The following is a 13,044-nucleotide window of genomic DNA, read 5'->3' as shown; positions in this document are numbered from 1 at the left end:
ACGCAAGTACGGATTAATTCAGCGTTTAGTCAAACGACTCTGGGAGGGCGCCAGTTGTTGTCGGTAGAGCCGACCTGAGGCGAATCAGAATAAAGGGGGGTTAAATAAGAAAGTTCGGGGCTAGAATGTGTTTCAGGGGCAGAAACGGGATGGTATAGACCCCCAAAGTGGCACTGAGCGTCCATATTGCACGGCGCTTTTTGCACCGCGTTCTTGCTGCTCATGTCGTGCATAGCCATGTCGCCACACTCAGCACCGCTGGCACTCATGGACATAGCGTCATCCTGCATAGGACACTGACCGGTCAAACCACTGCTTGCCAGCCCAGAAACAGGCAGCATAAGTGATAACCATAACAGCATAACAACGCGGATAATTTTCATAAATTGAATTATATACGGCAAAAAGCATCGTTGAAAAGGCGTTTAAAAGTAACAAAACGCGAATTTTTGGCAATGCCAGAGCGCTGGAACGATGAAGGAAAGTGCAGTCCGAACGCCATCAACACGAAGCGTAACCTGCGGCGCTGGTGATGGGGGCCAGCGCCGCTTGGCTTTTATCTTTAGCGAGCTGACTCAGGCACCCACGGCCCCTGACGTTTTAATGACGGAAATCCCGCCGTCAGGATGCGCAGCTCGGCATCACGCGGGGTATTATCCCCCTGCCCCTGAATGGGGACAATATCCTGCGGGCAGGCTGAAAACGCCACATAGCAGTCCATCTCCGCCTGCAATATGATGTAGTCACCCGGACGCGTCACCGTTGGTAACGTCTTCAACGTGCGCCCATCCGGCTGAACCTGAATGTTCATAAAAATATTAAATGATGCCAGGTTACCGTGCGGCAGTGTGACACCTAACGCTGCCATCCCTTCAAACAAATTGTCGTGGCAGTTACGGTGCGGTTCGGTGCAACCCAGCAGCTCATAGCGACGCGCATCGCACGCGGCCATGAAGGTGTCGTGCACCCCCGGAGAAGTGTCTGCCACCAGCGTCAAAATCGGATGACGCTGACTGGTAATAAAGCTGTCGCCAACCTGCGGGTTAAGCCGCTGATTCCACACCCGCGTGGCTTCCATGCACATATATTCACTGACATCACTGGCGTTATAGGCCCAACAGTCCACCACCTGCGTGCCGTGCAAATTAACCACCTGCACCGCTTCACCCTTGGCCAGACGCACAGCTTTACCGTGGCGCGCCGCAATTAACTGAATGTCACGATGCTCAAATTCGGCCGACATATTTTCTCTCCTGATTAGTGTTGCATACCGCGACGATAGCGCGTCATGCGTTGTTCAAAATAGCGAGCCAGCCAGTCAATGAGGCTGGTCAGCAGCCAGTAACAAAGCGCGACGGCCAAATAAATCTCCAGTGGCGCATAAGTCGCAGAAATCGCCTGCTTCGCGGCATACATAAACTCCTGCACCGAGACAATCGACAGCAGCGCTGAATCCTTAATAAGCCCGATCATCAGTCCCGCCAGCGGCGAAAGCATCTGTGGTAGCGTTTGCGGCAACACCACATCGCACAGCTGTTCGCGGCGACTTAATCCTAAAACGCGGCAGGCTTCCCACTGTCCCGGCGGCAGGGTTTCCACGGCAGAGCCGATGACCTGTGCTATGTAGGGCGCGTAATACAACGTTAACGCCAGCACGCCAACCTGCGGCGAGGTAAAGGTGATGTTGTACTCGGGTAACACGAAATAAAGCAGGTAGATAATCACTAGCAGCGGCAACGCTAGCGTCAGGCTGGTGTAAATATGCAACAAGCGCTGTAAAAAACGCGGCGCGCGTTTAAATGCCACGGCCATTATCGTGCCCCACAGCAGCGAGCAGAACGCGGCCAGTGCACAGAGTTTAAGCGTGGAAATCATGCCATCGCCCAGTGACGGCAGTGAGTCGATAACTGCCTGCCAATCCATTATGCCGTCCTCCGTTTCGCCTGAAGATGACGCGCTAAGCCAATCAGCGGCAGTGCAATCAGCAGATATCCTGCCGACACCAGCAGCAGCACCTGCGTCGCCTCGTAGGTGCGGGCAATCACGATTTGCCCTGCATAGGTCAGTTCGGTAAGGGCAACCACCGAGGCCAGAGGTGTGGTCTTAAGCAAGCAAGATAGTAAACTCATTGACCAGCATCGGCAGGCTTGCACGCATCACCTGCGGATTGATCACGTACCACCACGTCAATAAACGGTTTAGCCCCAGCGTGCGCGCCGCCTCACGCTGTCCACGCGTGACCAGGCTCTGATTAACCCGCAGAATTTCTGCCACATAAGCCCCGCTGTTACACCCTATGGCCAGCACCGCCGCCAGCATCGGATGTCCACCGAGGCCAAGACGTGGCAGGGTAAAAAACACCACAAACAGCTGCACAATTGCCGGGGTACCGCGCATCAGGCTGACATAAAGTCGCCCAAGGGCGCGCCAAAACCACGCACGACGAAGCTGGAGGAAACAGCCAAGCTGCCCCATCACAAGGCTGAGCAGCGCGGCCTGCACGGTGAGACTCAGCGTCACCAGGAGTCCATGCCCTAATTCTGGCAGTGCTGCCAGCACCTGTTGATCCAGCCCAAACATGCGTTATTCCTCGCTAAAAGCCGACAGATTTTCCGCCACCGTAATCCGCAGCGGAGCCGGTTTATCATTGCCCTCAATACCGGTGCTACAGGCCGCAACGATGAACTGCGTATCCACCACTACGCGGCAGGTAATGCTGTCACCCACCTTAGTCCGGTTGATCTCTGGCAATATTTCACCTTCGCGCGTTAAGCGAACGTGCATAAATAGGTTGATAGGATCCGGCAGTTTTGGCACCTCAATGCCAAGGCGAGCAAGCTCACGGCTCACGGCGTCAATACACCCTTCCTCATCATGATAGCCGCGCGCCTTGAGCCAGGCCGTGGTCGAGCCTGGCAGCAGCAGGTCATGGCGTTTCACGCTGTCTTTGCCAAGCACCATCATCGGGCGACGACGGTTATTTACCAACCGCATACCTGAGCCCAGCAAATAGCTGTTGCTGAATACGCGAGTGTGATGCACAGACAACCAAACCGCCGGGTCGGCCATGCTAAAACCGAACAGTGAGGCTACTGCGCCTTCCCCCACTGCGGTAATGCGCAACAGTTGGCCACGCAGCACGCGAATAGAGCCGACTTCGCCGGCATTAATAGTGACCGGTGCGGCCACCGGTCGTACCTCACTTTCGGCCCATTGATCACGCATTAACAACATGAGACACCTCCGTGAGATAACGATTACCTACCTGAATCTCAATGGGCGTGACCTGCAAACCGTTGCCGGGAATAATATCCTGCGGACAAGACGAGACCGCACAAATCAGGCTGCACAGCGCTTCAAATACAATGTAGTCCCCTGCCTTGCTGCTCGGATCGGTCACTTCCATACGCCCATCGGCGGTAACCGGACCGTTTTGGAACAGATTGAACGGCTCAGGGAGACTGAAGTAAGTCACACCGTGCGCCTTCATGCCTTCAAGCAGGTTATCGACACAATTTCGATGGCCCTCGACCCCGAAATCGATACTGAAGCGAGTCCGATCGCAGGCAGGTACGTTGGCATCGTGCACGCCGTTGGTATCGGCCACCACGCGCAGCATGGGGCGATTTTCACTCGACCAAAGCACGTCTCCCGGCTTGAAGAAGATCGAGCGAAGATGTTGACGCGTATGCACCGGCGAAAGTTTTTCATCAAGATTATCGGCGTTAACCGCCACGAAATCGGCGGCCTGCTGCCCTTCGCTATCAATGACAGTGATAAATTGTCCTTTACTGACTAAAAAGGTTTTGCCGTGACCGGCAGGCACTGTCAGTGTTGATTGACACATAGTTACTCCTGAGGAATGAAATCGCTGGCTGGCACAGTGAAAGTGGTGCCGAGATACTGTTTTTGTAGCGCAGAAAGTTCGCCGTCTTTCTGCATCGCCAGAATGTGGTCGCTGATGGCTTTATTTAAGCTCAGGTCGTCTTTACGCGTTGCCCACGCCATCCACTGGGAAGGCCCGACTTCGCCAACCTGCGCCACTTTGTTGGGGAATTTTTTCACTACCGGCGCGAGGGCCGAAATGTCGTCAAACACAAAATCAGCGCGGTGAGTCATCAAGGTACTCACGGTTTGGTCAAGCGTGTCGACGCTGATAATAGTGATCGGTTTCTTCCCTTCTTTGCTCAGCGTGACGTTAAAACCTTTCAGTAACTGCTCCGGCAAACTGGCGCTTTTCACCGCGCCGCTCATGCCGGAGAGATCTTCAGGGGTCAGTTTTTTACCGCTAAATTTGCTCACGTCACTTTCACGTACCAGTACGCCGTTGACCGTTTTACTGAACGGGGTGGTGAAGAGCACTTTCTTCGCCCGCTCGGCGGTCACGTTCAACGATGACCCTTCGGCATTGAAGGAACCAGAAATCAGGCCGGGCAGGATCCCGCTGAATGCGGTTTTCTGAAATTCCAGTTTCACGCCAAGGTCTTTGGCAAAAGACTGCATGATTGCCACGCTATAACCGGTTATCTCGCCGCTGTCGTTGGTGAACTCATACGGCGGGAAAGTGGGGTCAATACCCACGGTGATTTTGCCGCTGCTCTTGATGTCTGAGAGTGTGTCGGCCTGTGCGGCCATAGCGGCAGAAAGTGTGAGTAAAGTAACCGCCAGCAGTGCTATTTTTTTCATTATGTTGATTCCCTGGTGTTGTGAAATGTCATAACAGACAGAGCAGTTTCCATGCCAGTTTTCCGGGCGCAGGTCAGCGAAAAGCGGCGAGCAACTTTTTTTTCTCAGGGAATCAATAAGAAACAAGTGTTTCTTGTTTTAATATTTTAATTTCTACAGTTTCATGAAAAGGCGTGCAGAGTCAGAGCCGGAGGGAGCCTCTGCACGTAAAGGGGGAGAAAAACGCCTGCTGCGCACCAACGAGGTGCGTCACTCGAGTTCATCGAGACTCTGATGCAGGGATTCAACGGTTGCGAGACGATCATTACTGGCTTTACCCATGCTGCGCGCCACTAGAGAACAGAGCAGATTACATACGCCCGACAGTGCGACGGTGCTGTCAAAAATCAGGCTGCCGTCTGTTTGGCAACGCAGCACCCAGCGCGCATGCTTGGCTGGCTTTCCGGCTAAGACATCGGCGATGTAAAGCATCGGAACATCAAGCTCCTCGAGTGCCGCCATTGCCGCCTCAAGTGCGGGCATACGGCGACGCAGCCCCACGCAAATAACGACATCCTGCGGGCCGAGCGTGGCTAAATGCTCTGCCAGCGAATCGCCGGCGCGCGGCAGAAGGCGGACGTCCGAATGAATATGCACCAGGTCACGGTAAATAAGCAGGGCAATAGTCTGACTGTGACGCCACCCCATTACAACCACACGGCGCGACTTGGCGATGGCATCGACGCACGACTCCAGCTGTGCGCTCTCCAGCGAACGATAAGTGTTCACCAGATTGGACACCTCTTTCTCAAGATGGCTCTGCATCAGGCTGGCGAGCGGAGAGGAACTGGGCGCAGACTGTAGGTAAAGCGGCGAACCGCTATTTTGCATTTCACGCGCCTGACGACGAGCGGCGTCGTAGCTCTCATAGCCGAGGTGGCGGAAGAAACGAGTGGCGGTAGCTTTAGAAACACCGGCACTTTGTGCCAGTTCGGTCGCGGTATTCATCGCTAACTGTCCCGGTGCCGCTAACAACACATCGGCTAGCCGCTGCTCGTGCAATGAGAGTTGATCCCACTGTTGGCGGATACGGCCTTCTAACGATGCCGTTTTTGCACTCATGGATATTCCCTATAATAGAAAAGTCTCATCCTGCACAGAACTCGGCGGGTTGTCATCATGAATTTACGTGAACCCGCGACCCTCATCTCCTGCAGTGAGCGTCGCGGATTATGACCGACTTAGTGCTGCAAAAATTTCTCGAGGAACTGTTTGGTGCGGTCGTGCTGCGGATTGGAAAATAAGTCTTTCGCCGGTCCCTGTTCGACTATTTTACCTTGGTCCATGAAAATCGCGCGGTCGGCTACGTCGCGGGCAAAGCTCATTTCGTGGGTGACGATAACCAGAGTACGATGCTCCAAAGCCAGCGCTTTGATGGTGTTTAACACCTCGCCCACCAGCTCAGGGTCGAGCGCGGAAGTCGGTTCGTCAAACAGTATCACTTCAGGATTCATGGCGAGCGCGCGGGCTATGGCGACGCGCTGCTGCTGGCCGCCTGACAGACGACGCGGATAGGCGCTCTCTTTGCCTACCAGCCCGACCTTGGCCAAAAGCTGTCGCGCATAGGCCTCGGCTTTGACGCGCGACTCGCCTTTAACAATCACCGGACCTTCTATGATGTTCTCCAGCACAGAACGGTGTGGAAACAGGTTAAAGTTCTGGAACACAAACCCCACCTGCTGACGCAGCTTACGCACCTTCTCTTTCTGTTTGCTCATCGGCACGCTGGCGTCAATTTCAATATTGCCCACGGTGATCGTGCCAGCGTCCGGAATTTCCAGCAGATTAATACTGCGCAACAGCGTGGTCTTACCCGAACCACTCGGCCCGATAATTGCCACCACTTCACCCGCATTCACCTGCAGGTCGATACCGTGCAGCACCGTTTGACCATGAAATTTTTTGACCAGTTTTTTCACGTCGATGGTACTCATGATGGCTCCTGATCCTGACGGTTAACGCGGTCTTCCAACCGATTTTGCAAATAAGACAATAGAGTGGCCAGCACCCAATAAATGACCGAGGCGGCCAGGTACATGGTGAACACCTCCAGCGTACGTGAGGTCACTAACTGCGCCTGGCGGAACAGTTCGGGCACCTGAATAGTGGCGGCCAGCGAGGTATCTTTTACTAGCCCAATAAAGCTGTTACCCAACGGCGGCAGCGCGGTGCGAGCGGCCTGCGGGAGCACAACACGGCGCAGCGTTTGCCATGAATTCATGCCGATACTGGCAGCAGCTTCCCACTGCCCCTTGTCAATCGACGAGATAGCGGCGCGCAGCGTCTCAGAGGTATAGGCGGCGGTGTTTAGCGACAGGCCAATCATCGCGGAAGGAATGGGGTCCAGCTCTATGCCGAACTGCGGCAGGCCGTAGTAAATCATAAACAGCTGGGCAATAAGTGGCGTGCCGCGAAAGATAGACACGTAAAAGCGCGAGAACCACGACAGTGGCCAGAAACGCGAAAGGCGCATCAGCGCCAGCAGGAAGCCCAGTAACAGTCCAAAAACCATTCCCCCGAGACTAAGCTCGAGGGTAAACAGGGTGCCTTTTAATAAAAAGGGTGCTGAATCCAGCACCAATTGGAGACTTTCTTGCATCAGGTTCAAACCTTACTTGGTAACGTCTGCGCCAAACCACTTGTCGGAGATTTTCGCCAACGTGCCGTCTTTCTGCATCTCGGCAATCGCCTTATTAATCGCGGCGACCAGTTCAGGGTTGTTTTTACGCATTGCCACGCCAGACTCCTGACGAGCAAAAGGTTTACCCGCAACGGCCAGCGTATCGCCGGTCTTTTTGACCAAGTCCAGCGCGGCCAGGCGGTCAACCAAAATGGCATCAATGCGGCCTACGCGCAGGTCTTGATATTTCGTTGGGTCATCATCATAGGTACGAATGTCAACGCCAGGTTCGTTAGCACGCAGCCACTGTTCGTAGTTACTGCCTAAACCAACGCCCACTTTTTTGCCTTTCAGGTCGTCCGGCGTAGAGAATTTATCTTCGTTGCCTTTTTTAGTCAGCACCTGAATGCCAGAAACGGTATAAGGGGTTGAGAAATCGTATTTTTTCTCACGCTCAGGGGAAATAGTTACCTGATTGATCACCACATCAATACGTTTTGACTCCAGCGAGGCCAGCATGCCGTCCCACTTTGTTGGTGATAATTTTGCCTTAACGCCCATATGCTGAGCCAGCGCTTCGGCGAATTCGACCTCAAAACCGGTCAGTTTGCCGTCGGTGCCCTGAAAGCTAAACGGCGGATAGGTCCCTTCCAGCCCGACAATTAAGGTGCCACGCTGTTTGATTTTGTTGAGAACGTCTTCAGATGCTGCAAAAGATGGACTGACCATACCGGCAGTGAATGTCACTGCCATCGCACCCAGAATCAAACGACGACGCAATTGGGAAAAAACCATACTCACCTCATTCTTTGTTTTAATGGTTGTCATAACGTAGTGTTCGTTACGTTATTTTGATTGAATATAACCAGAAAATCTTAGCATTAATAATTATATGTTAATGCCAGAAGTGCGGATCAACTTAATTCTGCCCTGCCTTGGTCCTACCAATCCAGGTAAATCCTCGACCCTGCTCGCAAAATACAAAATCGCTAACGCCATCAACTTGCTAGGCGGCAACAAATCGTTAACTATTCTCCCCTTCACCCCTTTCGCAAACAGGCTTGGTCGGACCAAAAAAGGCCAGCCGTGCTGAGTCTTATGTTTGCCACAAGGGTTTTATCCTTGTCAGGAGGCAGCAATGACCCCAACGCCCGCACGCGTGGCCGAAAGTCTGATCGGCAGACTGACGTCTTTCATCGATGAGCAGCGCTTCGAGACTGGTATGCGGCTACCCGCCGAGCGGCAGTTAGCTGCAACGTTGGGCGTGTCTCGCTCTTCACTCCGAGAGGCGATTCAGAAACTGGTCAGCGCCGGTTTGCTGGTGAGTAAGCCAGGCGGTGGCACCTTTTTGCGTGAACGGCATCAACCCTGGGCAGACGTGCAAATTGTTGCGCCACTGCGCGAGCTGGTTATCAAAGATCCCGACTACCGCTATGACATTCTTGAGGCGCGACACTCGATTGAGGCCAGCACCGCCTGGTACGCCGCGCTTCGCGCCACCGCTTCTGACAAAGAGCAGCTGCAATACGCCTTCGACGCCACGCTGAGGCTTAACGAAAGTGAGGATCCCGATTTAGCCGCACAGGCCGATGTGCGTTTTCATCTGGCGATCGCCTCAGCCTCGCACAACGTGGTGCTGCTGCAAACCATGCGCGGTTTTTTTGAGTTAATGCAGTCCTCGATCATGCAAACTCGGCAACGGATGTACAGCCAGCAGGGGATTTTCTCTAAATTGACCGACCAACACTTCACGCTGCTTGAGGCGATTTTGGCCGGCGAGGCTGAAAAGGCACGTCAGGCGGCGATGGAACACATCGGTTTTGTTCACACCACCATCAAAACGCTACACGAAGACGAAGCGCGTCAGGCCCGAATTACCCGTCTACCGGGCTAAAGTGATTAAATAGGAAAATAAGGAAATCGATTAATGATTATTTCAGCCTCTAGCGACTATCGCCCTGCCGCACAGCGTATTCTCCCGCCGTTTCTATTCCACTACATTGACGGCGGCTCCTATACGGAAACGACCTTGCGACACAATGTTGATGATTTGTCGCAGATAGCGCTTCGCCAGCGGGTGTTGAAAAACATGTCGGATTTAAATCTCGAAACCAAACTGTTTAACGAAACATTGTCGATGCCGGTAGCGCTGGCTCCGGTCGGGCTGTGCGGCATGTATGCCCGACGCGGTGAAGTGCAGGCGGCGCGGGCGGCGGCGCGAAAAGGTATCCCTTTTACGCTGTCGACTGTTTCAGTGTGTCCGATTGAAGAAGTGGCACCCGCCATCGACCGGCCCATGTGGTTCCAGCTTTATGTGCTTCGTGACCGCGGATTTATGCGCAACGCTCTCGAACGGGCCAAAGCGGCAGGCTGTTCAACGCTGGTGTTTACGGTAGACATGCCCACGCCGGGCGCGCGCTACCGTGATGCACATTCGGGCATGAGCGGCCCCAATGCCGCAATGCGCCGTTACTGGCAGTCAGTGACACATCCACAATGGGCATGGGACGTGGGCATTAACGGGCGGCCGCACGACTTGGGCAATATTTCAGCTTATCGAGGCAGTCCGACTGGATTACAAGATTATATCGGCTGGCTTGCCAACAACTTTGATCCTTCAATCTCGTGGAAAGACTTGGAGTGGATCCGCGAATTTTGGGACGGCCCGATGGTAATTAAAGGCATTCTTGATGCCGATGACGCACGAGACGCCGTGCGCTTTGGTGCCGACGGCATTGTGGTTTCCAATCACGGCGGACGCCAGCTGGACGGTGTCCCCTCTACCGCCCGCGCCCTGCCGGCCATCGCCGACGCGGTCAAAGGCGATATCGCGATTCTAGCCGACAGCGGCATTCGCAACGGGCTAGACGTGGTACGCATGATTGCGCTGGGTGCCGACACGGTGCTGCTGGGGCGCGCCTACCTCTACGCATTGGCCACTCACGGCGAACGCGGCGTCGAGGCATTGCTGACGCTGATTGAAAAAGAGATGAGGGTCGCCATGACTCTCACCGGGGCCAGAACGATAGCTGATATTACTTCTGATTTGCTAGTGCGCGAGCTTGGGCGATAATCGAAAATTCGACGCTGTGATGCTCAACCTAAAATCGCCTAACTTAAGTAGAGTATAAAAAACAGCCAAGAGATGCTTAACGTTTTTCTTTAAACCCTTGGGCTTCAATCTCTCTGATTGGAGTCTTCATTCACATCGTCCTCTCCATCAAGTTTGAACACGGGATAGTGTTTGTTTTTAATAAGTTCGGCTATCTTACTGTTTACGCTATCATTATTAGGGAATTCTTTTAATTTACTGTTGAATGTTCTTTTGATTTCGTCATGATCCCCGGCGCCAACAAGAATATATTTATTATCCCCCCCGTGCACGAGCAGACCTCTCCAGTTCGACCTTCCTGACTTTTTTTGATCGGCCAATGATTTATCCTTTGGTTTTAAGTCAAAGGTGCTAAATCTCGTCTTTTCACTGTGACTATTATAATAAGCATGAAACTTCAAACCATGTGTAAGCTGTATCGATGAAACAAATGAATTCAATACGTCACTTAAATCATCGATAACAGATTGATTAATGTTAAAATCATCCATATCTTTATCTAAATATACTTGCCTTGGCGTGATTTTCTTTGGTAACTTAACGCTGTCCGTTGCCGATTCGCTCGTCGGCAGTGTAATGGCCTTTCTGTTTTTTCTGTTTTTTATCCTATGCCTATTTTCTGCTAAATCAGATTCGCTGGCACTGGTAGTGCTGTATTTTTTATAACCTTTCGCGTCGTCTTTAAATATAGGAGGGTGATACTCTTGAACCGCATCATCCTTAACAAATTCGTCCAGCTTTATGGACAGTGCGTCAAACTGCTCGGGGTTTTTAACTTTATCTATTTTTTTGAGCAATCCGGTTAACGTGTTTTTAGATACCGTTCTTGCATTAAAACCCGCTTCTTTTAACTTTTGGAATGTATCAGCAATAAAATTGGCGATATCAACAATGGAATCAGGGTTTGTAATTTGTACAGTATCAGAGATAATGTTGAGCGTAATACCTAATTTTTTATTTTTATCTGGAGAGTTTGTCGTTATCCCACGTTGCATTTCGACTAAGCATCGTATTAAAAAATCGGAGAGATTTGCCCCTAATGTAGAATGAAGCCCTAACATTTTGGCTTGTACGTCAGAATGCGCCGCTAAAAAAACCGTAGGATTCATTACCCATTCGATATCAAGCTCATTCATTCCAATATCGTCCTTACATGCGCTTTCAAAACTCCACCAGGCATCGAGTGTTGCTGTTAAAAATTTTGCAAAATCTCCGCGCGCTTGAGGTTTAAGAGCCTCCTTCCGCTCTGGGGATATTATCTCTTGAGATACCAATCGAGTAAACCAGTGAAACTCTCGATTATGGTTAACGCTCAGATTTAATGATACTCTAGAAAACGCCTGGCATAATTCAGCAAACTTACCCATCGAATCCATTTTTTTACAGGCAATATTTACCATCGCTGTTCGGTAGGTAACACCAATTGTACTGGTATGATTACTCAAGTCTCCAGGCATATTAACAGGTTTAACAATAGATGTTTTGAGCAGATTGACTACAATATCAAGATAACAACCCACATCGATTTTACCTCTGTTTAATACCTCTCCGATCATGTTTAACTTACTCATTAAAAGGACCACGCTTTTACATGAAGAAAGATTACCATTCAAATCCTCCATTAAGACACTATCAATCCTCTTACTGTTAAGCATATTAATCTGTATCAACAAAATCATTTCCAGTAATTTATCATGCTCATCTTGTTCATGATTCATATTAAGTATTTTTTGCAAACGATTATTGATAGTGCTGGTTGAGCTTCCTTTGGTAACCAGGTTAGCGGCAATAATATCGCGGACAATGTCCATCTTGTGTGCATTATCTGCCGCGGCTATCAATATCGCAGTCAACAAGTCATCACATTTATCTTCAGAAAAAATGTAGTGCTCAACGTCCTTGCATTTTTCCACCCAACCCCTTGCACTCACTAACGGTAAAGCAACAGGAAACTGACTTGATTGACTAAAACTACTTTTATATACATATTTGTCGACAGTGTAATAGCCATCATGATCAATAATGACATACTGGCCATCGGCAATTTTATCATTGGCGAGTTTTCTATAATGTTTCCAGTAAGTGCTAAAAATTCCGATAACTTCTTTTGAAATGAAATATTGATATATTGGCATACAAAACTCCTCAGGGTAGACACCACCAAGGGAAAGCATGACCATACCATTACTCTTGCGATTGGTTTTTATATTTGCATTGAATAAGCTTTGCAATATTTCCCTACCTCGTTCTTTGGAAACATTAAAATATGAATTATTGATAAGCTCAATCGTCGCCATTGGCATATTACCATCTTGGCCGGACACTTTTAATCCTAACTCAAAATTCACTGTAGCCGCTAATAACCACTTCGCTTTATAACGCATCGTTTTACTGATAAGCATTGATATCACTGCGTCATCTGTTTTTCCTATAAAACGACTAAAGTCACAGAACTTTCCAGCATTAACTATTGTTTTAAAGTGATAAACAGCTTGGTTTATAAATTTTTTATCAAAGTTATTGGGCTGAAATGAGATGATTGGAAACAACTCTAGTAATATAAAGGATTTCTTAAGTGGTGTTATAC

Annotated in this window: 13 protein-coding genes and 1 pseudogene; 2 read left to right on the top strand and 12 right to left on the bottom strand. The window is 50.7% G+C overall.

Going from position 1 to position 13,044, the window contains the following annotated elements; translation table 11 throughout:
* Positions 1-29: 29 nt before the first annotated feature.
* The 11 genes and pseudogenes from BS639_RS09655 to tcyJ form a co-directional block, all read right to left on the bottom strand.
* Positions 30-341 (bottom strand): hypothetical protein, encoded by a 312-nt coding sequence (locus BS639_RS09655; protein WP_139804079.1) that lies wholly within the window; start codon positions 339-341, stop codon positions 30-32.
* A 221-nt stretch (positions 342-562) separates the two neighbouring features.
* Positions 563-1,243: a DUF1989 domain-containing protein gene (locus BS639_RS09650; protein WP_055780008.1), complete on the bottom strand. Its 681-nt coding sequence runs from the start codon at positions 1,241-1,243 to the stop codon at positions 563-565.
* Between the two features lie 14 nt (positions 1,244-1,257).
* Positions 1,258-1,923, bottom strand: a complete 666-nt coding sequence (locus BS639_RS09645) for an amino acid ABC transporter permease (protein WP_084982971.1) — start codon at positions 1,921-1,923, stop codon at positions 1,258-1,260.
* Positions 1,923-2,580: pseudogene (locus tag BS639_RS09640) on the bottom strand (amino acid ABC transporter permease). The gene BS639_RS09645 and the pseudogene BS639_RS09640 overlap by 1 nt, the downstream one beginning before the upstream one ends.
* A 3-nt stretch (positions 2,581-2,583) precedes the next feature.
* The gene (locus tag BS639_RS09635) at positions 2,584-3,234 is read right to left on the bottom strand and encodes an urea carboxylase-associated family protein (protein ID WP_084982970.1); all 651 of its coding nucleotides are present in this window, start codon (positions 3,232-3,234) and stop codon (positions 2,584-2,586) included.
* Complete coding sequence (locus tag BS639_RS09630) at positions 3,218-3,847, bottom strand: DUF1989 domain-containing protein (protein WP_084982969.1); 630 nt, start codon at positions 3,845-3,847, stop codon at positions 3,218-3,220. Before BS639_RS09630 ends, BS639_RS09635 begins: the two co-directional genes overlap by 17 nt.
* 2 nt (positions 3,848-3,849) lie before the next feature.
* Positions 3,850-4,686, bottom strand: coding sequence for a transporter substrate-binding domain-containing protein (locus BS639_RS09625; protein ID WP_055780023.1), 837 nt, complete (start codon positions 4,684-4,686; stop codon positions 3,850-3,852).
* Positions 4,687-4,935: 249 nt separating this feature from the next.
* Positions 4,936-5,787 (bottom strand): MurR/RpiR family transcriptional regulator, encoded by an 852-nt coding sequence (locus BS639_RS09620; RefSeq protein ID WP_055780026.1) that lies wholly within the window; start codon positions 5,785-5,787, stop codon positions 4,936-4,938.
* A gap of 119 nt (positions 5,788-5,906) precedes the next feature.
* Entirely contained in the window at positions 5,907-6,659 is a 753-nt protein-coding gene (gene tcyN, locus BS639_RS09615; protein ID WP_084982968.1) for an L-cystine ABC transporter ATP-binding protein TcyN, read from the bottom strand.
* A complete protein-coding gene (tcyL, locus tag BS639_RS09610; RefSeq protein ID WP_055780032.1) occupies positions 6,656-7,324 on the bottom strand; it encodes a cystine ABC transporter permease in 669 nt (222 codons plus the stop codon). The genes tcyN and tcyL overlap by 4 nt, the downstream gene beginning before the upstream one ends.
* Before the next feature lie 12 nt (positions 7,325-7,336).
* Positions 7,337-8,140, bottom strand: a complete 804-nt coding sequence (gene tcyJ / locus BS639_RS09605) for a cystine ABC transporter substrate-binding protein (protein ID WP_084982967.1) — start codon at positions 8,138-8,140, stop codon at positions 7,337-7,339.
* Positions 8,141-8,483: 343 nt separating this feature from the next.
* Here tcyJ and lldR point away from each other — a divergent pair, with 343 nt between their 5' ends.
* On the top strand, positions 8,484-9,239 hold the full coding sequence (gene lldR, locus BS639_RS09600) for a transcriptional regulator LldR (protein WP_084982966.1): 756 nt from the start codon (positions 8,484-8,486) through the stop codon (positions 9,237-9,239).
* A 33-nt stretch (positions 9,240-9,272) separates the two neighbouring features.
* Complete coding sequence (gene lldD, locus BS639_RS09595; RefSeq protein ID WP_055780040.1) at positions 9,273-10,418, top strand: FMN-dependent L-lactate dehydrogenase LldD; 1,146 nt, start codon at positions 9,273-9,275, stop codon at positions 10,416-10,418.
* A gap of 104 nt (positions 10,419-10,522) precedes the next feature.
* Here lldD and BS639_RS24910 read toward each other — a convergent pair.
* On the bottom strand, positions 10,523-13,044 hold a 2,522-nt coding region (locus BS639_RS24910), incomplete at its 5' end, for a hypothetical protein (RefSeq protein ID WP_158086931.1).

It is taken from the genome of Rouxiella silvae, from assembly GCF_002093625.1.
Classification (GTDB): Bacteria; Pseudomonadota; Gammaproteobacteria; order Enterobacterales; family Enterobacteriaceae; genus Rouxiella; species Rouxiella silvae.
Note: the sequence above shows the minus strand (reverse complement) of the source record. Positions and strands in the feature narration are given on the sequence as shown.